12 protein-coding genes, 1 tRNA gene and 1 pseudogene are annotated in these 19,991 nt (G+C 65.8%); 5 read left to right on the top strand and 9 right to left on the bottom strand.

Going from position 1 to position 19,991, the window contains the following annotated elements; translation table 11 throughout:
* Positions 1-330: 330 nt before the first annotated feature.
* A complete protein-coding gene (locus tag A5678_RS10655) occupies positions 331-4,557 on the bottom strand; it encodes a TIR domain-containing protein (protein WP_068041845.1) in 4,227 nt (1,408 codons plus the stop codon).
* An 879-nt stretch (positions 4,558-5,436) separates the two neighbouring features.
* Here A5678_RS10655 and A5678_RS10650 point away from each other — a divergent pair.
* Together A5678_RS10650 and A5678_RS10645 are read left to right on the top strand one after the other, a co-directional pair.
* Positions 5,437-5,817, top strand: coding sequence for a DUF3060 domain-containing protein (locus tag A5678_RS10650; RefSeq protein ID WP_082945492.1), 381 nt, complete (start codon positions 5,437-5,439; stop codon positions 5,815-5,817).
* Between the two features lie 674 nt (positions 5,818-6,491).
* Positions 6,492-7,676 carry an ATP-grasp domain-containing protein gene (locus tag A5678_RS10645; protein ID WP_068041839.1) on the top strand — a complete coding sequence of 395 codons (1,185 nt, stop codon included), beginning with the start codon at positions 6,492-6,494 and terminating at the stop codon, positions 7,674-7,676.
* Here the strand turns inward: A5678_RS10645 and A5678_RS10640 are convergent.
* Positions 7,665-8,549: an alpha/beta fold hydrolase gene (locus A5678_RS10640; protein ID WP_068041836.1), complete on the bottom strand. Its 885-nt coding sequence runs from the start codon at positions 8,547-8,549 to the stop codon at positions 7,665-7,667. The genes A5678_RS10645 and A5678_RS10640 overlap by 12 nt on opposite strands.
* 148 nt (positions 8,550-8,697) lie before the next feature.
* Between A5678_RS10640 and A5678_RS10635 the strand changes: the two genes are divergently transcribed.
* On the top strand, positions 8,698-9,849 hold the full coding sequence (locus A5678_RS10635) for an alpha/beta fold hydrolase (RefSeq protein WP_197502096.1): 1,152 nt from the start codon (positions 8,698-8,700) through the stop codon (positions 9,847-9,849).
* Between the two features lie 163 nt (positions 9,850-10,012).
* On the opposite strand, the gene A5678_RS28315 is transcribed toward A5678_RS10635, so the two are convergent.
* Both A5678_RS28315 and A5678_RS27855 read right to left on the bottom strand, forming a co-directional pair.
* Positions 10,013-10,573, bottom strand: a complete 561-nt coding sequence (locus A5678_RS28315; protein WP_068041829.1) for a hypothetical protein — start codon at positions 10,571-10,573, stop codon at positions 10,013-10,015.
* A gap of 206 nt (positions 10,574-10,779) precedes the next feature.
* Positions 10,780-11,620: pseudogene (locus tag A5678_RS27855) on the bottom strand (aldehyde dehydrogenase family protein).
* A gap of 861 nt (positions 11,621-12,481) precedes the next feature.
* Between A5678_RS27855 and A5678_RS10625 the strand changes: the two are divergent.
* Positions 12,482-13,648, top strand: coding sequence for a hypothetical protein (locus tag A5678_RS10625; RefSeq protein WP_156746850.1), 1,167 nt, complete (start codon positions 12,482-12,484; stop codon positions 13,646-13,648).
* A gap of 30 nt (positions 13,649-13,678) precedes the next feature.
* On the opposite strand, the gene A5678_RS10620 is transcribed toward A5678_RS10625, so the two are convergent.
* Both A5678_RS10620 and A5678_RS10615 read right to left on the bottom strand, forming a co-directional pair.
* Positions 13,679-14,623, bottom strand: a complete 945-nt coding sequence (locus A5678_RS10620; protein ID WP_068041823.1) for an IS481 family transposase — start codon at positions 14,621-14,623, stop codon at positions 13,679-13,681.
* Positions 14,624-14,688: 65 nt separating this feature from the next.
* A tRNA-Ile gene (locus tag A5678_RS10615) sits at positions 14,689-14,762 on the bottom strand.
* Positions 14,763-14,970: 208 nt separating this feature from the next.
* On the opposite strand from A5678_RS10615, the gene A5678_RS10610 reads away from it, so the two are divergent.
* On the top strand, positions 14,971-17,577 hold the full coding sequence (locus A5678_RS10610; protein ID WP_068041820.1) for a cation-transporting P-type ATPase: 2,607 nt from the start codon (positions 14,971-14,973) through the stop codon (positions 17,575-17,577).
* A 22-nt stretch (positions 17,578-17,599) separates the two neighbouring features.
* On the opposite strand, the gene A5678_RS10605 is transcribed toward A5678_RS10610, so the two are convergent.
* The 3 genes from A5678_RS10605 to A5678_RS10595 all read right to left on the bottom strand — a co-directional run bounded on the left by A5678_RS10605 (position 17,600) and on the right by A5678_RS10595 (position 19,982).
* Positions 17,600-17,989 carry a DUF732 domain-containing protein gene (locus A5678_RS10605; protein WP_068041889.1) on the bottom strand — a complete coding sequence of 130 codons (390 nt, stop codon included), beginning with the start codon at positions 17,987-17,989 and terminating at the stop codon, positions 17,600-17,602.
* 316 nt (positions 17,990-18,305) lie between these two features.
* Positions 18,306-18,728, bottom strand: a complete 423-nt coding sequence (locus A5678_RS10600; protein WP_197502095.1) for a DUF732 domain-containing protein — start codon at positions 18,726-18,728, stop codon at positions 18,306-18,308.
* A gap of 387 nt (positions 18,729-19,115) precedes the next feature.
* Complete coding sequence (locus tag A5678_RS10595) at positions 19,116-19,982, bottom strand: carboxymuconolactone decarboxylase family protein (RefSeq protein WP_068041812.1); 867 nt, start codon at positions 19,980-19,982, stop codon at positions 19,116-19,118.
* Positions 19,983-19,991: the final 9 nt, after the last annotated feature.

Genomic DNA, 19,991 nt, shown 5'->3' with positions numbered 1-19,991 from the left:
CGGGGGGAACGGACCCTCGCCGGCCTCTGGCACTAACGCCGCGTCTGGCACAGCATCCCTAGCCTCGGAAGCATCGGCGGTGTAGTTGGGCGCATCATCTTCATGCCGTCGCGTCATCGACGTCTCCTTACTCGATGCGGAACTCATACCCACGCCCGACGATCGCTACCACCTCCGGGTGCGGACCTCACTATCGCGAGGCTATGAATTGTGGCCGCGCGTGATTCCTGCGCTCCATCCCATGCCAACCTGTTAGGCGTTTCAGGCTGGACCCCACGGTACGGCCGAGGAGATGCTTCTTGGTTGTCCGAAGACATTCCCCGGCGCAGGTCAGTCGGGTCTGATAGAGAGCGCCGGGCAGACGGTGATGTAGTCGATGCTTGGTGACACCCAGTTGTTCCACTGGCGGTGGCTCATGTTCGCGGCGAGCTTGTCGCACAGCAGATCGGACCAGGCCGCGGGCCCCGGCCATAACCGCAATATCCCGTCGGCGCTGTCGGAGACGATGCGCCGCCCGTCGGGACTGAACGCCACAGGGCCGGTGCCACCGGCCAGCGCCGGTCCGATCTGTTGGCCGGTGCCGGCGTCCCACAATCGCAGTGTCCTATCGTTACTGCCGGAGACGACGGTGTGCCCGTCGGGGCTAAACGCCACGCTGGCGACCGCTTCGCGGTGCCCGGTGAGCGGCGCCCCGATCTCGCGGCCGATGCCGGCGTCCCACAGCCGCACCGTAGTGTCGTCGCTGCCGGACACGATGGTGCGCCCGTCGGGGCTAAACGCCACACTGAGCACCGGGCCGGTGTGGCCGGTGAGCGGGGGCCCGATCTCGCGGCCGGTCCCGGCGTCCCACAGCCGCACCGTGTTGTCGAAGCCGCTGGCGACAATGCGGTGCCCGTCGGGACTGAACGCCACACTCCACGCCCCGCGAGTGCGGATCGGGGCGCCGATGGGAGCACCGGTATCGACATTCCACAGCCGCAGCGTGTCATCGAAGCCGCTCGAGACAATGCGGTGCCCGTCGGGACTGAAGGCCACACTTTCCACCCGGCCTTTGTGGCCGGTCAGCGGGGCCCCGATCTCGCGGCCGGTGCCGGCGTCCCACAGCCGGACCGTGGCGTCGGCGCTGCCGGAGACAATGCGGTGCCCGTCGGGGCTAAATGCCACACTGCTCACCGGGAAGGTGTGTCCAGTCAGCGGCAAACCGATCTGTTGGCCAGTGTCGGCGTTCCACAGCCGAAGCGTGGTGTCATCGCCGCCCGAGACGATGGTGTGTCCGTCGGGACTGAACGCCACTGTGGACGCCGGGGCGGTGCGAGAGGTGAGTGGGGCACCGATGGGCGTGCTGTTGCCGGCGTTCCACAGCCGCAGCGTGGTGTCATCGCTGCCGGAGACGATGCGCTGCCCATCGGGGGCGAATGCCACACTGGTCACCCGGTCGGTGTGGCCGGTCAGCGGGGCGCCGATCTCCTGGCCGGTGTCGGCGTTGGATAGCCGCACCGCGCCGTCGGCGCTGCCGGAGACGATGCGCTGCCCGTCGCGGCTATACGCCACACTGAACACCGGCCCGGCGCCAACGGTCAGCGGTTGCCCGACGGGTTGGCCGGTGACCGCGTTCCACAACCGAACCGTGCCGTCGGCACTGCCGGAGACGATGCGCTGCCCGTCGCGGCTATACGCCACACTGAACACCGGCCCGGTACCAGCAATCAGCGGTTGCCCGACCGGTTGGCCGGTGTCGGCGTCCCAAAATTGCACCCTGCCAGGGCCGATATTGCCGACGGGGCCGCTGCCGGAAACGATGCGCCGCCCGTCAGGGCTGAACGCCACGCTGTCCCACGGGCCGCTGTTATCGGTCAGCAGGGCGCCGATCTGTTGGCCGGTGCCGGCATCCCACAACCGCACCGTGCCGTCGGCGATGGTGCTGCCGGCGGATACGATGCGCCGCCCGTCGGGGCTGAACGCCACACTGGTCACCGGGCCGGTGTGGCCGGTGAGCGGGGCGCCGATGGGCGCGCCGGTCTCGGCGTTCCACAGTCGCAGGGTCGTGTCTTCGCTGCCGGAGACGATGCGCTGCCCGTCGGGACTGAACGCGACACTGTCCACCGGGCCGGTGTGGCCGGCGAGCGGGGTGCCGATGGGCGCGCCGGTGCCGGCGTTCCACACTCGCAAGGTTTTGTCTCCGCTGCCGGAGACCATGCGCTGCCCGTCGGGACTGAACGCCACAGTGGTCACCCGGTCGGAAGTTGGGATGATCTTGATCGTGGATTGTCGATCCACCAGGGCGGTCAGCAGCGCACTGATGCCGGTGCTGGGGGCGATCGCGGGCGCGGCGAGGATCTGCTGAATTGCCTGCACGTCGCCTCCGGGCTGAACGCCCGCGAGCATGGCCTGTCCTTGCGAAGTCAACTTCAACGCGACCGCTTCCCGGGTCCGCGTGTCCGCCAAGTGTTTGGCGTGGTTGGCTTGGACGAATCCGACGACGGCCACGATCGCCCCGACGAGGGCGATGACGGCGATGACCGCGGTGATCGCCAGTACGGAGCGCAGGACGTGGGCGCGTCGGCGTAGGTCGGCGGCGTGGGATTCGGCGGTCTGTTGGCGTTCCTGCGCGTTGCGGAGTTCGGCTTGGCGTTGTTCTTCTTCGTGAGCCAGGCGTTGGTTTTCGGCTTGCCGGCTGGCGGCGAGGTAGTCGCGCGTGCTGGTGAGCCTCTCACTGAACCCTGGTGTGCCGGCGAGGGTTTCGGCGTCGGCGAGGCGGGTCCCGGTGAGCAGCCAAGCGGGGTCGTGGTCGTGGGTGGCCCAGCCGGTCGTATTACGTTCAATGTCATCGGCGGTCTTGAGGTGTTGGCGTTCGGTCCGCAGCCAGCCGGCCAGCGTATCCCATTGGCGCAGCAGGCTTTCCAGCGCGACCTCGACGACCACCTGCCCGTCGCGTTGGTCGCGCATCAGTAGCCGTTTTTCCACCAGGGCCTCGATCAGCGGTCGGCTGTCCTCGGGCAGGTCAGCCTGGTGCGCCACCCGGCGCATGGGTTGATCGTTGTCCGGGTTGATGGTGGCCAACCACGGCACAAAAACAGATCGCAACAACTCCAGGGCGGCCTCACGCTGGGCGGGGTCACGCGGCAGGACCTGCTCGATCTCGTTGTTGACCACATCGGCCATCCCGCCCATCTGCTGATAGTCGGCCAAGGTGAGCTCGCCGGTGCTGGCGTAGTCGGCATACAGCCGCGCCAGCGTCAGCGCCAGCAGTGGCAGCGTGTCCGCGCCCTCGGTGGCATCGGCGATGAGCTGGCTGACCAGATCCGGGGCGAGGGCAAGCCGCTGACCGCCTTCGCCGGCACGGTCGGCCGGCCCGGTGATCACCTTTTCGAATTGGGTGGGCGGCATCGGTTTGAGTTCGTTGAACAACACCGTGCCGATGCGCTCCAGCGCGTGATGGCCTTGCATTGCCTCGTAGCGGTCGGTGCGGATGGTGGCGGCCACAATCAGCCCCGCCTCACCGCCTGTGTTGACGCGCTCGATCACCTCGGCGACCAGGCCGAGGAACTGCTCGCCCTGCTCACCGGCGTCGGCGGAGAACAGCTCCTCGGCCTGATCTAGCGGCAACACCAAACTCGGTGCCCCACCTTCCTGCCCGGCCTCAGCCAGCCGCGCGGCCGCCGTCGAACGCAGCTCGGCCAGCCACCCCGCGATCAGGTCCACCTCGCGGTGCTGGCAGGCCTGCTTGATCTTCCCCAGCGCCGCCCCGTCCAGCCCCAGGGCCTGCCGCCCGGCATGGATGGCCGCGGCCAACCCGCGCTCCCCGGTCAGCGCATTGCGCTGCGGGCGCACGATCCCCAAGACCACAAATCGGCGATCCTCGCGCTGCAGCCGCGGGATCAACCCCGCCCGCAAAAACGACGACTTACCGCTACCCGACGGTCCCAACACCACAAACAACGAGTTGAGTCCCGACAGCCGCATGGCACGCAACTCATCGAGCCCGCGCACGATCGCCGCATCCCGCCCGAAAAACACCCCGGCATCGATGTCTTCGAACGGCTCCCACCCCCGATACGGCGCACGGTGAGGGTCCTCCTTGGGCGGCCATACGAAAGTCTGCGGCCCCACCCCGGCACCCTCGATCGCCTTGCGCAGCGCATACAACGCCGCGGTGTTGAACCGCACCGGACCCCCACCGGGCACCGGGATCTCGGTCAGCGCCCCCTCGGCGAACAAGTCACAACGCTGCCACTCCGAGGTGATGTCACCGTCGCCGGTATCTTCTAGCCGCACAACCAAAATCTGCTTGCCCAACCCCTCGGCCGTGCGGTACTCGGTCCTGCACTCATGGGAACCGTCCCACGCAGCCGACACCAAACAAAGCACCGCTTCACAGCGGGAATTGCTCTCGAACAACTGTCCTTTCCACCGAGCCCCCACCCGCAGCCCCGACCCCGCGTCGATGTCCAGAAAAATTTCATTGGCCAACTCCGGGCGCTGATCGACCAACCACTGCTTCAGGGCCACCGCCTGGCGGTTGTCCTTGCTGGAATGGCTCAAAAAAATCCGCGACATCGGATCACCTCCAGGTCAACAGGATCCTCATCAGCAGGCCTTGCGTGATGATCGTTTGGCGGTGCTGGGTTCCGACGCGCGATCTCTCCAGCGTCGCTGGGAGATATGTGGTCGGCCAGGGCCAAAGGTCCTTACCCGCGCGGCATTCGGCGAAGGGATGTGCTTTGGTTTGGCGCTGAGTCGAACCGCTGCCGGCAACCCATGCCGCCTTTTGCGTGACGGCTCCGCGGGAGGGAGCGCAAGCGCCCCGTGAATCCCGGCCTCGCGCAAGGTTGTTGGAGCAGATCCGCCGGCCGGCCGGAGCCTCGCCATAGGGCCACCACGGAAAACCCCCGAATCTAATGTAGGTTGAAGCTCCTCCAACATCTTGCGACACCAGCTGATTGGGCTGGCGGAAGTTGAAGCTGCGGCCACCGGTGACATGACAGCCTGATTCACTAAACGCAATCCGTCCCTAATCACCGGCCCGGTCGCCCCTCGAGCGGCTCCTGAACCGGGGATCAACCGTCGAAAACCTCGCTCGGCGAAGGGCTGTAGGGTTTAAGATAATACGTCTTGGGGACATCGCCACCGTTCCAGTCGAACCAGAAAAACAGAATCTCGGCGAGCCACACTTCAGAAGAACGCGCCTAGAAGATGCCGGGCCAGGTGCGGCGCCGGACACTGGTGCAGACGTCTCCCAAACTCCAATGCCGCTGCGGGCCACCCAGTTTGATGCTGGGTCCGGTGGACGCAACGCGACGAAAGTCCCGCATTACATAGGTCTTAAGACCCTACTCCCGTAGTCGTGCGCGTTGGTCGGATGAAAAAGAGTTGTGCCACAACTCAAACAAATCGCTGGCAGATACACGTCGTTATCGAGTTCGGAGGAGGACTTCCATGTCAAATAATTTGAGCACCAAGATCATCGGGGCGGTCGGCCTTGCGCTCCTCGCCGCCGCCACGACCAACACTGTCGCCGCGGCCAATCCACTTCCGTCTCCGCCCCCCTTGGCGGGGCCTACCAACAGCGTCGACGGATGGGGTGGCGACAGGACCATAGCCTGCGACAACGGCACCTTGTACATCAGCGGCGGCAACCATGTCGTCACCGTCACCGGCAACTGCGACGTACTGAACGTTTCCGGGACCGGGCATAAGGTCACCGTCGACTCGGCCAACTCCGTGATGGTGTCCGGCAGCTCGAACGAGATCACTTACCACTCCGGCACACCGGTGGTCAACAACACCGGCAACGCGAACGTCGTGCACCAGGGCTAAGCCCCCATCTTCGACCGGGGTCCGGCCGCGAATGTGATTCAGCGTCGGCCGGGCCCGGATCGAATGACGCCTTCCATTCGCCGCCATCGAACATCAGATGCTCATTGCTGCCTGAAACAGGCTGCGAGAGGGCGCTTCCACCGCGGTCTCGGCCCCCGACTACAACACCCGACGCATCCTCGAGCGCACCGAGGCCGAGCACCGGACGGATACTCCGCACCGCTCGCCGTTAGGCCGCCACGGCTCACGGGCGCGAGAGCCGTTGTCCGCGGTGATTTCCCGCCGAGATCAAGTTCGGCGTCGGGTTCGACTGATGACATCGCACGGTCGGTACGATCAGCGGCGTTGTGGCCACAGAGAGTTCGTTGTCCTTGTGACGTGGCCGGGGTGAACAACGTATCGGGGCCCTGCATGTATTCATCCACGCGTCGCGGTCAACGCGCCGAAACCAGTTGATGCCTGCGTTTGAAATCTGATAGCCGTCAGCCGTCGCAGTGTAAACAATGCCGTGCCGCAAATCCGCCGCGGCCAGAGATGCAGTGAAGGTGCAAACCGAACACCTCGGACGGGCGCTCCCCGGAGTAGCGTCGGATAAAACGGCTCCAAGGCTCAACTCTCCGACCGCAGGTCGACGGAAGCAGAGCGGGCGGCGGGCGTTCGCAACGGGAGGTTCGGTGTCCGGATTTGGTCGAAAGACCGTGCTGATTACCTTCGGTCGGTCATATCTGTCACTCCACCTGGCCCGCCTGATGGGCGCCGCGGGACATGACGTGCTGATCACGGACTCGGTGCGGTTTCCCGTGACCCGGTTCTCGTCGGCGGTCAGGAAGACGTTCCGTACACCGCGGCCGAGGTACGAACCGGTCGAGTGGACGCGGGCCCTCGCACGCATCGTTCGCAAGGAGGGCGTAGACCTGGTCGTGACGGTCCACGAGGGGACCGAGATCCTGGCCAACACGATCAAGCGATACCCCGACTTGTTCCCGGACCGTCACAAGCTGTTCCTATCCAGTTTCGATCTCGAGACCCGGTTGGAAAACAAATACGAGTTCCAGGCCGCACTCAAGACGCTGGGCATACCTACCCTCAAGTTCGCTCTCGTCCGCAGCCAGGAGGAGCTGGAAGCGTTGGATTTCGACCAGCCCTTCGCCCTCAAGCGCGTTTATTCGCGCGGGTCGCAGGACGTGCACAAGGTGCGTCCGGGTGAGCTGCCGCGCGGCCTGAGTTTCGAAGCAGAGAATCCATGGATTGCTCAGGAGTGGGCCGATGGCACCAACTATTGCTCGTATTCGGTCTGCCACAACGGTCAGGTCAAAGCACACGCGCAGTATCCGGTGCGTTACGCGATCGACGGCACATCGTGCCTGATGTTCGAGTCCGTCGAGCACGAGGGCATCGCTGAATGGACGCGCGAATGCGTCAAGGCCTTCAAGTTCACCGGGCAGATGGGGCTGGACTTCATCGAAGTGCCCGGCCGGGGCCTCTTCACGGTCGAATGCAATCCGCGGGCAACAAGCGGAATCCTGTTGTTCGATCCGGAAACGAGGGTCGACCGGGCGTTTTTCGGGGTGAACGACGAGGTCATCGCGCCCCGGCCCGGTGTGAGCAAGATGCTGGGCCCGGGGATGCTGATGTACGGGTGGCGCAAATCGTCGCTGAAGGGCAACACCTTCCGCGGATTCCTGCGCGATTTCCGGCGCACTGACGACGCCGTCTTTACCCGCCGCGACCTCGGGCCGACCCTGGCGCTGCCATTAGTCGCGGCAACCATTTTCGCCCAGGCCGCTCGCTATCGGGTCAACATCCCGGACGCGTTCATGCACGACCACGACTGGGACGGTGGCGACTTACCGTTGTGAATCGCGTTGCGCGCAGCAGAAACTGGTGATCCGGGAGACGCTGTCGCCCGGTGCGGTGAAGATTCCGCCGTGGCCTGCGCCGTCGATCCGTGCAAACTCGGCGCCGGGCATCTGCCGAGCCGTCGCCTCGCAGAGGGCCGGCGGAAAGAACAGATCGTGTTCGAATGCCAGGACGAGCGTGGGCACGTCGATCGCGCCGAGATGCTCCGGGGTCGGTTCCCCGGACGTGATCCACTGCTGCGACGCCGTCAGCTGTCCCTTGAACCCCTCCTGTCCTGCCCAACCGCTCTCATAGCCGGCCGACAGCGCCTGCTGCCAGCCCCGCACGGTCGCCGGATCTTGCAGCATCGGCAGGTGAAGGGTGGTCAGTAACTGCTCGAAAACCAATACTTCGCGGGGTAACTCACCGTAGCGATCGATCAGGCCGAGTTCCATCTCCCCCACCATCGCGCCCACCGGCGAGGGCTGCAGCCCGGCGAACAGGACCAGCGCACGCACGAGTTCGGGTCGGCTACGCAATAGCGTCTGCGCGGTGTAACAGCCCATCGAGTAGCCGACGACGATGGCGTGGTCGACCTCGAAATGGTCGAGGATGGCGGCGGCGTCGGCGGCCAGGTCCGGCACTGAGTACGGCGCGGGCGGCGCGGAGGATGGCGACATTCCGCGCGCGTTGTATGCGATGACGTGAAATCCCGCGTCAACGAGGGATTGGGGAAGTCCGCAGATGCTCCACGTGATGCTCGGCATGCCGAGGCCGCCGACCAGCAGAACGGTCGGGCCTTCGCCGGACCGTTGCACCGCGAGCTCAACGCCCGGTTCTGTGATGACAAACTCGAAGCCGTCGTTCGGCGTTGCGCCCGCTGCGTCAGTCATTGGTTCAACTGTAATCACGGCGCTGCGAGCGGAGCTCGAGCTGCCAATCGCCGAAGTCATGGCAGACCGGTCAACGGCCTGTCACCCCGGTGTGCAGTGGCCTGCAATCCCGTTTAACGCCTGGCCGGCCGGGAATTCCGCTGTGGCCATGTCGGACACATCACCAAGCCGCATCCGCCTGAGTCATCACGTCGTGGAACTCGATGACGGGCGCCGGATTGGGCTTTCGGTCGGCGGCCGCGGAGTGCCGTTGTTATTCATGCACGGGCTCCTGCTGAGTCGTAGGGCATATCTGCGGATGCTCAGCCGGATCGCCGGTATGGGTTTCTTGGTCGTCGCCGTCGATGCCGCCGGTCACGGCGATACCGGCCGACTGCCCAGTGACGCGTGCGCCTTCACCGATCGCGCCGATTCGGTCTTGCGGACGCTGGACGCCCTCGGCATCGGGCAGGCGTTGTTCGTCGGCCATTCGATGGGCGGGCGAATGACGATCCAGCTGGCCGCACGCGCGCCCGAGCGGGTGCTCGCCGCCGTGCTGTTCGACCCGGCGGCCGGAGGGCGGTTCGATACGACCATCCCCAAACTGGCGAAGTCACCAGCCAAGGCGTTGGGCGCGGCCTACACCGCGGTCCGGGACACACTGGGTGATCCGACGCATCTCACACCCGGGGAGCAGCTCGGATACTTCCGCGTGCTGGCTGCGGTAGCGGTGCCCAACCTGCGTAATCCCCTCGGGGCCGTCCGGACGATCAAGGCCATCGTCGAGTCCGGTGACTACACGCCGATGCTGCACACCATGCGCGATGAGGGGATGCCCACGATGGTGGTACACGCCGAAAAAGACTTGATCGTGCCGTTCCAACACGCGCGCGACATCGCCGACGAGTCCGACGCCACGCTGTACATGGTGCCGGATGCGTACCACTCGTGGATGATCGCCAATCCGCGGCAGGGCGCCGACGCGTTTCGTCAATTGCTCGACGGCGAACTGGGCGAGGTGCTTCGCAACGCCGCCGACACGATGGGCATTGCGGACGTCGATGACCACGAGGCCTGGGAGCGCGAATTGCTGGACCCGGATGCGCTGGTGTTGCAGTTCATCCACGGTCGCGACCGAATTGAAATCGGGGCTGAGGAGCTCGACCCTGTCGAACTCGAACTGGTGCGCCGCACCGAGCGTTCGCAGGAGCGGATGTCCTGGGCGCGACGAAAATATCGCAGGTGGGCCGCCAAGCACCTGCATCAGGCGCGATCGCTAATCCGGCAGAACACCCGGATTGAGCCGGACCATCGCGATTAGCCCCTGGGCGATGGACGAAGTCCCAGGCAGCCGATCGCCCAGGCCATGGCCGGGGGGCGGGGGCCTCGAATCCGCGACCAACGGATTTGCGGGCGGGTGGTGTGTTCACACGAACATTGCGCGCGGGCGCCAGAGATGACCGTGCACTTTTGCGGTGGCCGCGTCAGGTGTGGACGATCCAGCCCGCTTCGGTGTAGGGAGCGGGTTGCGCGGGATCGTTGATCGTGATGTACAGGTCGCCTCCCGTCGGCATGCCGAAGCCGACGAATCCGTGTGCGGTTTGCCCGTCATGAAGGCCGCCCGATTGCAGCGGGGGCATCTTGTCGAGCCTCCGGTAGTCGACCGCAAACGTTCCCGGCTGGGGCGGATCGTCGGGATGGGTCCATGGCTGACTGCCGCCGCCGTATCCGGCGAATATGTAGTTCTGGTCGAACTGGAAGAACCGGTGGGACGTCCCGGTGATAGTCACTTCCACCACGCTGCATGCGGAGCCATACGTCGGAATCGCAAAATGAGAGGTGCACCCCGGCGGTAACCACGTTGCACTGTTGACAGTGATGTCGGCGGTCGCGCCGCCGGCCGCGCGCGCATGCACGGGCACACCCATCTGACCGATCGGGAACGGTGGATTCTCGGACGTGGGGTCAGCCGAACCAGTGGGACACGGGCATGCGGCAACGACCACGGCGACCGCGGCGGCGGCGATTACAGATTCCGCGCGCACCCCGGGTGGTTACCCGCAGCGCTGCCTCATCAAAACGCGTTGTCCATGAGCCATCGGGGCAGCGGACAGGGGCGCGGACTGTATTGAACTTTCGCCCCGGTCAGGGAGCAGTCCCTCGGTACGGCTATAAATCGCCCGGCTGACGCCGGGGTAAGACCCGCGCAGTGCTGCTAGCTAGCGATCGGCAGATGAGACGCCGAACCTCCTCATATTTGAACCTTGAGTGGCCCGCTGTTCAGATTGCGCCAGTCGAACGGAGGCGCTCGATTCCGGCCGCGTCGTAGCCTGCCAGGGCGGCGAGTAACTCTTCCGTATGCTGCCCCAGCGTGCGGCGCTGCCGGCGGTGCAAATCGTTCGTCGGGTTTGGTCTTGACGCACGTTCCTATCAGTCGCTGCGAGGTTCCATCCGACTCAGCCTGTTCGTAGACGAGTCGACGAGCCTTCGTGTGGTCGTCGTCGAACAGGTCTGCGCCCAAAAATGCTGGGGCTCCTGCGATATCGGTCGCAATGAAGAAGTCGGTCCATTCCCTGCGTGTGCGTTCCTTGAATAGGTGCTCGGGCAATAGAAGTCGCGACGTGACGGTGCATGCCTGTCCGGCATGCATCAGCACCTGCCCGAATCCTATTCCCGCGACATCATTCTCGGTGACATCGTCGAGGACGATGTGCGCGCTCTTGCCGCCGAGTTCCAGCTGCGCACGTTTCATCGTGGCCGCCGATAGTTCACGAATGCGCCGACCGGTCGCCGTCGAACCGGTGAACCCGATCATGTCGACGCCTCGGTGCGTACACAGCTCCTCTCCCACGTCCGCACCGCCCGCAACGACGTTGCGGGAGCCCCGCTTCCTCACCAACCGTGGCCAACTCCAAGGCGTTCATTGGCGTCCGCGGATGGGGCTTGAGCACGACAGTGCACCCGACGGCCAAGGCGGCCAGGCACTTCTGAATGTTGATCGAGAATGCAAAGTTGAACGGCGTGATGACTCCGACCACCCCGACCGGTTGGCGGACGACGGTGACGCCGCCCAGCCCGGTCGGCGAAACCATGGGCCCGCCCGGTGTTTCCACCCACGCGCGGTGGCTTCGTCGTTCTCATCGGGTACGGGCTGAAATCGGACTGGTTGCAGAATGTATTCGCCGGTGGACAGGCGGTGCTGCACAAGCGCGGCAAAAGTATCGCGCTAGCCAATCCCCGCATCCTGAGTAAGGCTGAGGCCGCAACGCTCGTTACAGGGCCATCTAGTGTGTTCTACCGCCTGTTTCCGTACAACGAAGCGCGCTGGTGTTGACCAAAGTCAGTTCCACGCAGTGACTTTGGGCCGTAGAACGAAGAAGTTGAGCCAGCGGGCCGCGCAGAGCAGTCGCCTGTGGATGCCACGAATCGCTCTCGGCGAGCAGCTGGCCTGAGGACCTGCGGCACGATTGATAACAGTCGCATTGCTTAGCGCGGTCACCATCTGCGGGAGGTCAACAGCGTCGCGGTCAATTTCCTGCAGCCTGCGACACCGACAAACCGTCATCAATCACAGTCTCACGGCCCGATACCGCTGTTCGGCCACGCTCAAACTCCCTCATCCAGGGAGTGTCAAGGATCAGCCGAAGACACTGTCGCGCATCACCCGAAGACGAAATGTCACGCATCAGCCGACGTCATTCGCCGAACAGCCTCCCAGCGCCGGCGTGTCTTCGTCCCCTTGTGAGCTCGACGCACGGGAACGAGAGACGAGACCTCTGAACGAGCGACGGCCTCGCCCGTTCCCACCCTGACTGGCCAGCAAGTGGCTGGGTGGGTTCTTCCGGATTGGCGCTGCGGCGGCATATGCTGCCGACACACGAATGGTTAGGCCGCCGCCGCGACCACCTGCGCAGTACGCTTATGTGCCAGCATCTCCGCGAAGGAGAGGGATCGTGGGATCTCCGAGGATGGTCATCAGTCAGCCGGGTCGGCGTCCGTGGGCCACGAGGGCGTCAGCGGTTCCGGCGACGATCCTCGGATTTGGCGAGCGTTATCCGGGCGCCGCGGCATTGTTCGCGGCGGCGGTGGTGGTTGTTGGGTTTTGGGGGATGATCGCGCGCCCATTCCTCGCGCTGCCGCTTCTGTTGCTGGCCGGCGTGGCTTTGGTTGTGGCTGATCTCTTAGCGGGCCCATACAGAGTGGCTCAGCAACAGGCGCGGGTCGCGGGCACCCAGAAACGGATCCGCCAGCCGCGCGCCGTCCAACCGAAAAGGCGGCCAAAGCGGGGGCCGGAGCGGCCGGAGTTAGAAGCAGAGGCCCGGGCGCGGGCCGAAACCGCCGAAGCCGACGTACTGGCTGCCGAGGCACAAGCGCAAGCAGAAGCCGCCGCCGCCGAAGCCCTGGCGGTCGAAGCCGAAGCGCTGGCCGCCGAGGCGCGAGCGCGAGCAGAAGTCGCCGCCGCCCAAGCCCTGGCCGCCCAAGCCGAAGCGCTGGCCGCCGAAGCCGAAGCACTGACCGCCGAGGCGCGAGCGCGAGCAGAAGCCGCCGCCGCCCAAGCCCTGGCCGCGGAACCCGAAGCGCTGGCCGCCGAGGCGCGAGCGCAGGCGGAAGCCGCCGCCGCCCAAGCCCTGGCGGCCGAGGCGCGGGCAAGAGAGCGGGCGCGGGCAGAAGCCGCCGCCGCCGAAACCCTGGCCGCCGAAGCACGAAAGCAGGCAGAAGACGCCGAGGCCCAAGCCCTAGCGGCGGCGGCACAGAAGCAGGCAGAAGCCGCCGAAACCCAAGCCCTCGCCGCCGAAGCAAGGAAGCGGGCACGGGCTGCCGCAGCCGAGGCCCTGGTCGCCGAGGCGCGGGCTCGGGCGGAAGCCGCCGAGACCGAAGCCCTGGCCGCCGAGGCGCGGGCGCGCGAGCGGGCGCGGGCGGAAGCCGCCGATGCCGAGGTGCAGGCAGCCGAGGCGCGAGCGCGGGCGGAAGCTGCCGAGACCGAAGCCTTGGCCGCTGAAGTGTGGGCGGGGGCAGAAGCCGCCGAAGCCCAGGCCTTGGCCACCGAGGCGCGGGCACGGGCGATCCGGCTGCGGATGGAGGCGGAGGCCAGGACCAAACGGTCCCCTCGAGGCGATTAGCCGTGGGGCTGTGCGACTGACGGTCATCGATTACGGCCGGGTCTGGGTTTTCTGGCGTAGTCGTTCGTAGGGCGTCTGGCCGCCGAGGCCGCCGTGGGGGCGATGGTAGTTGTAGTAGTCCTCCCACTCTCTGAGTTTGTTGTTGAAGACTTTGGCGTCGTCAGTGACGACGCCATCGAGCAGGGCGTAGAACTCCTCGGCGTCGATGCGGTGGGAGCGCTCCACCTTGCCGTTGAGGCGAGGGGTGCGGGGCTTGATGTAGCGGTGGCCAACCCCTTTGTCGAGAACGTGGTAGTGGAAGGCTGACTGGAATTCGGCGCCGTTGTCAGTCTGGACGACCTGTACCGGGAAGGGCAGGCGCTCGAGCACGTAGTCAACGAACTGGATCGCGGTTTTCTGATCGCAGCGTGGGTAGATGCGCAGTACCCGTAGCCGGGTGCAGTCGTCGATCGCGGTGAACTGGTAGTACTTGGTGCGTCGATTGGCGGCGGAGCGCGCTGCGGTCTTCAGTGGCTCAACGAATTTGACGTCAATTTGGACCTGGTGGCCGGGGAGCTGCTTTTCGTAGCGTTGCCATCGTTTGTCGAGCCGTTTGTAGCGCTGTGAGGCCGGCAGGCGGTTGAGGTCCAGGCGCTTGAGGATGCGCCAGACACCTGACTGGGATACCGCGACGTCGTGGTAGCGCTTGAGGTACATCGCGATCTTGCCCGGTCCGAAATGGTAGTTCTTCCGCAGGTAGAGGATCTTGCCGACGACGTCGACATGAGTGGCGTTGGGGCTATGGCGCGGTCGCCGGGACAGGTCCCGCAACCCATCGATGCCCTGCTCGCGGTAGCGCCGCAACCAGGTGTAGTAGGTCGGCCGACTAATCCCGTAGTAGCGGCACGTCATCGCGACGTTGCCGGTCACTTCCTCGGCGTGCTGGATGATCGCCAACCGGCGACGGACTTCACGGGGCAGCAGCGGTTCGCTCATGCAGGTCTCCTAGTGATCGGAGACCCGGACTGTCAATGATGTCCGTCAGTTTTAGAGATTAGCCGTGGGGCGGGCGGGGCTCGAACCCGCGACCAACGGATTATGAGTCCGCGGCTCTAACCAACTGAGCTACCGCCCCGACGCGATCGTTCCGTAGGAAACGGTAGCCGAACGCCGACGGCAATGTCCGCCGGGCGGGATCCCGGGCAGCTCAGGAGTTCGGCCGCTCGGCCGCGACGGTTATAGCATTTCGTCGGCTGCTGGCAACGAATCGTGAGAGGCCTCTGCCAGGGCCGTTGCCATCGCCGCCGAGAGATCACGGTCGCGGCTCAGCGGAGAGGAGGGCCATGGCCGACGTCATGACGCCCGGCCTGTCGACCGCCGAGGCGACCGAGCGGCGTGCGCAGGGCGGTGCCAACCGGCTCCCCGCGGCGAGGCGGCCGTCGATCGCCCGCCGCCTGCTCGGGGAGCTGACGCACTTTTTCGCCCTGTTGCTCTGGGCGGCCGCGGTACTCGCCTTCCTGGCGAAGCTGCCCCAACTCAGCGTCGCCATCGTCGCGGTAATCGTGCTGAACGGGGTCTTCTCCTTGATCCAACAAGCGCGGGCAGACCGCGCCGCCGACCGGCTCCAAGAGATGCTACCGACGCGCGTCACCGTCTTGCGTGACGGCGCTCGGCGGGTGATCGAGGCCGAGGACGTCGTTGTCGACGACGTCCTCCTGCTCGAAAGCGGCGACCGTGTTCCCGCCGACGCCGTGGTGCTTCGCCAAAATCGGTTGCTGGTCGACTCCTCCATGCTCACGGGCGAAAGCGAGGCCGGCGCAGTCGCAGCAGGTGCACAGCTGTTCGCGGGCACCTTTGTGGTGGAAGGAGATTCGCGCGCGCTGGTCACCGCGATCGGCCAAGAGACCCGCCTGGCCGGCATCACCCGCCTGACAACCTCGACCAGGAAACCGGACACCCCACTGACCCGCGGTTTGCGCGGAGTCGTCCGCCTCATCGCGGCGATCGCAATCGGTGTGGGTGTGCTGTTCCTGCTGGTCTCTGTGCTCGTGGGCAACCCGATCCAGCAGGCCTTCGTGTTCGCGATCGGGGTCACGGTCGCCCTCGTCCCGGAGGCGCTGCTGCCCACCGTGACGTTGTCCCTCGCCTGGGGCTCGGAGCAGATGGCGAAGCGGCAGATCCTGGTCCGCAACCTCGAGGCCGTCGAGACGCTCGGGTCGACGACGTTCATCTGCACCGACAAGACGGGAACGCTGACTCGCAACCAGATGACCGTGGTCGAAGCCTGGACACCCGCCGGCTCGTTGACCATCGACGGCGCCGGCTACGGGCCCACAGCGCGGCTCACCTGGTCCTCATCGGACGCAGAGGAGTCCGTTCGCCGGCTCGCCCTGGCCGGGGAACGCTGCTCCACCGGATACGCCGAAGAAGTCGACGGGCAGTGGCGGGCCCACGGCGACCCCATGGAGGCTGCCCTCGATACCTTCGCCCGACGACTGGGCATCGAGACCGTCGAGGACCGTCGTACCGGCCACGCCGAGCTCCGGTTCCCTTTCGATCCCCGGCTGCGCCGCATGGCCGTCGTGCTGGCCGACGAGATCGTTGTCAAGGGTGCGCCGGACGCTGTGCTTCCGCTCTGCGGTGACGACCCGGCCGCGCACCAGGCGGTGGACGCCCTCACTGCCCGGGGGCTGCGCGTCCTCGCCGTTGCCGCGGGCCGGAGGAACGGCCGTACACCCAGGGACCAGCGGGAATGCGACCACGGGTTGCGCCTGCTCGGCCTGGTGGCGCTCGAGGATCCGCCGCGCGAAGGCATCTCCGCGTCGCTCGACGCATGCCGCAAGGCGGGGGTGAAGGTGGCGATGGTGACCGGTGACCATCCGGCGACCGCCACGGCCATCGGCAACGAAGTGCGGCTACGGTCCGCAGACTCACCGGTGCTGCTGGGAGCGGATTTACCGGAGGAACAACAGCATCTCGCCGCTGTCCTCGACCACGACGGGGTGGTCATCGCTCGGGTCTCTCCCGAGGACAAACTCCGCATCGCCCGTGCGCTTCGCTCCCGGGGCCACGTGGTGGCGATGACCGGCGATGGAGTCAACGACGCGCCGGCACTGCACGAATCCGATATCGGCGTGGCAATGGGCCGCTCCGGCACGGACGTCGCCCGCGAGGCGGCCGACCTGGTTCTGCTCGACGACTCCTTCGCCGGCATCGTGGCCGGCATCGAGCAGGGTCGCGCGACCTTCGTCAACATCCGCCGGTTCCTGACCTATCACCTCACCGACAACGTCGCCGAGCTCGCACCTTTTCTCGTGTGGGCGCTCTCGGGCGGACTGTTCCCCCTCGCGCTCGGTGTTCTGCAGATCATCGCGCTCGACATCGGCACCGACACCCTGTCGGCGGTGGCACTCGGCGCCGAGCCGCCCGCAAGGCACTTGCTCGAGGGCCCCCCGGTTCACGGACGGCTGATGAACCGCACAGTGCTGAGCCGGGCCTTCGGAGTGCTCGGACCGCTCGAGGCTGTCATGTCGCTCACCGCCTTCGTGGTGTCTCTGATGGCGCTAGGGTGGCGTCCCGCAAACCCGTTCCCGACGGGGCACGACCTGACAATGGCATCTGGCGCGGCATTCATCACCGTCGTCTTCGCCCAGACCGCGAACGTCTTCGCGTGCCGGTCCTCCTCGCGCTGGCCGGGAGCGCTGGGCTGGCTCACCAACCGGCTCCTGGTGCCGGCAGCGTTCATCGGGCTGGCCATTTCCCTCATCGAGCTGTGGGTGCCACCCATTGCGAGGTTGCTCGGTCAGTGGAATCCGCCCCTATGGGGCTGGGCCGTCGCCCTGGCCGCGGTGCCGATCCTGTTCGGCGTCGACGCGCTGGATAAGTACCGGCGGGCGCATCGCAGACGGATTGGGCGCCCGGGTTCGGCGCCCACCGAATCCCGCCCGTGAAGTCACACCGGCTGCTAGGGCATCACACGGGGGCGGGCTGCCCAGGTACCTGCCGGGCGGCCTGATCCTTGAGCTTGGGAATCAAGTCTGGCGCGTACACGTAGATCGCCGACTCGACCTCCCACTCGGCCTGAGCTTGGGACATCGGCGTGGTGCGGGTGATCATGTTGACCAGCTCCTGGGCCTCTCCGAACGGATTGGGGTTGGCCCGTACCTGGCTGGCGAACCAGCGGCCCTCGGCGGCCTCGCTGCAGTCATTGAAATCGGCATTGTGAACCATCTTGTTCTGCGCCAGCAGCTTGATGTACTGGTCGTCAGCGGGGCTCATATTGCACGACGCCGACGCCTGCGGCGCTGACAGCACGGCACCTCCCAGCATCGCGGCTCCCAGCGCAACGCCTGCGGTCCCCACCGACAGCACCTGCGCGCGCGATCGTGTAATCGTCACTTCTCCAGACCCCCTCACCGGATTTGCTACTTTCCCTTCCGCGCTAACGCTCGGATACCACCGTCGATGAGCGTGGCAAACGACGCGCCGGTCGAACAACGAATGAACAACGTTAGCCAAACTGCCAGTGCGCGTTCGGTATTCGAGCGGCAGGTGAAACTCAGGCGAGAAACGGCCGCCGCGGAAACGGCAATCGCGGACTGAACGTTGATCGCCCGCCCAGCGGTGCAGGTGGCCTACTTCTGAGTTAGCTGGTGCAGCCAAACGGAAACAAGTGCTTCTACGCGGCCGGCCAGGAAGCGTGCGCGGCTTGATCCTTGATCTTCGGGATCATTTCCGGCGCATAAACGTAGATCGCCGATTCGACCTCCCACTCGGCCTGGGCCTGGGACATCGACGTCGTGTTCGTGATCATGTTGACCAGTTCCTGGGCCTCCCCAAATGGGTTGGGGTGGTTCCGAACCTGGTCGGCGAACCATCGCCCCTCGGCGGCCTCGGTGCAGTCGCTGAAATCGGCGTTGTGCACCATCTTGTTCTGCGCCAGCAGCTGAATGTACTGATCGTCCTTCGGACTCAAGTTGCAGGCCGCCGAAGCTTGCGGTGCTGACAGCACCGCGCCGCCGAGCATCGACGCCCCCAGCGCTACGCCGGCGGCCCAGACCGATGACACTCGCATGCGCGAGCGTGCACGGGTCATTGTCATCTCCGGTCCTCCCTCTGCGTGGAGCGGTGCTGCTCTCCGACGCAAACCAAGCCTTGGTGGTAACTGCTAACCGAGAACCACGGCTAACAATCACGCGGTCGATGGTCGTCAACTCAGGCGGCGCCGCCACCTGAGATCACCGTCGCGTATCAGCTTCGGTGCCGAGATATGAATTTAGCCAAGGATCGTCCCCCGAGTGACGAACTCTTGTTTGCGTAGTCGTGTACGGATGGTTAACATTTCGTACTTCGTGCCGGGCCGAGAGATTTGCGCCCATCGATGACAACCCAGCATTCATGGCAGAGTCGGCCACGCCGACGTAGTGCTTGACCAGTAGCTAGGCGCCCCCCACCGGCGGTATGACCGCTTCGGCCGTACGCGCGGTCGTCAGTTGAATACGGTTTGGCCGTCGGCCCCGAGCAGATATCGCTCGGTACCCTGCTCGACCCTCGGGGCGTCCGCGCCCAAAGCGACGGCAACTTTGTTGCTTGCATTCCGCATGATGTCAAAGGTGAGCTCGACGGCCTCGGCGTCCGAGAACCGGGAGCGCACCTCGGCGGCGTCGTCGGCGGCGAGGTGCGCAGGGTCCCAAATTAACGCGTCGACATAGCGCAGGGCTGCTTTCGCGCGGCCGTCGAGCAGACCCGAGGACTCGAAGCGATCGATCTCGTCGTAAAGCGTTTCCGAACCGCCCGCATCGAGGGCGGCGCCCTCGCGCAGCGACTTGCACAACCGGCAATTGTGCTGGGTCGCCCCGCGCAACCGGACCAGCTCGGAGGTCACGGGATCAAGCGCACGCATCCGGGCCACCGCGGGCAGGAAGTCGTTGAACACCGGACCCGACGGCTCGGGGCCGTAATCCCATCCGATGGGGCCGTCGACCCAGCCCAAATACTCCGAGCCGACGCCGAGCGCTTCCAGGCCGGCCCGCACCCGCGGAACGAAGTCGGCGATATACATCAGGACCACCATGCCAAAGGTCTTATCGCCCAAGTGCTTAACCAGCCGGGACCGCTGCTCACCAGTGATCGCGGATACGTCGGCGCTGAACTGTTCGGCGAACTCGGCGACGACGACTTCGGCCTCCGACTCGGGCGCGCCGACCTCGACGGGACTGGGCAGTGGCGGCAGCGACAGCGTGTGTGCGCATATCCGACGAACCAGGGCCGCAATGCGCGCGTCCGCCGGGGAACCCGGGGCCAGGGCCACCAACCGCGTCAGCTGATCTTCGCGAACCGAAACCGGAGCCGCCATTCGTCACAC

The organism is Mycobacterium sp. E2733 (genome assembly GCF_001667585.1).
In the GTDB taxonomy this organism is placed as follows: Bacteria; Actinomycetota; Actinomycetes; order Mycobacteriales; family Mycobacteriaceae; genus Mycobacterium.
Note: the sequence above shows the minus strand (reverse complement) of the source record. Positions and strands in the feature narration are given on the sequence as shown.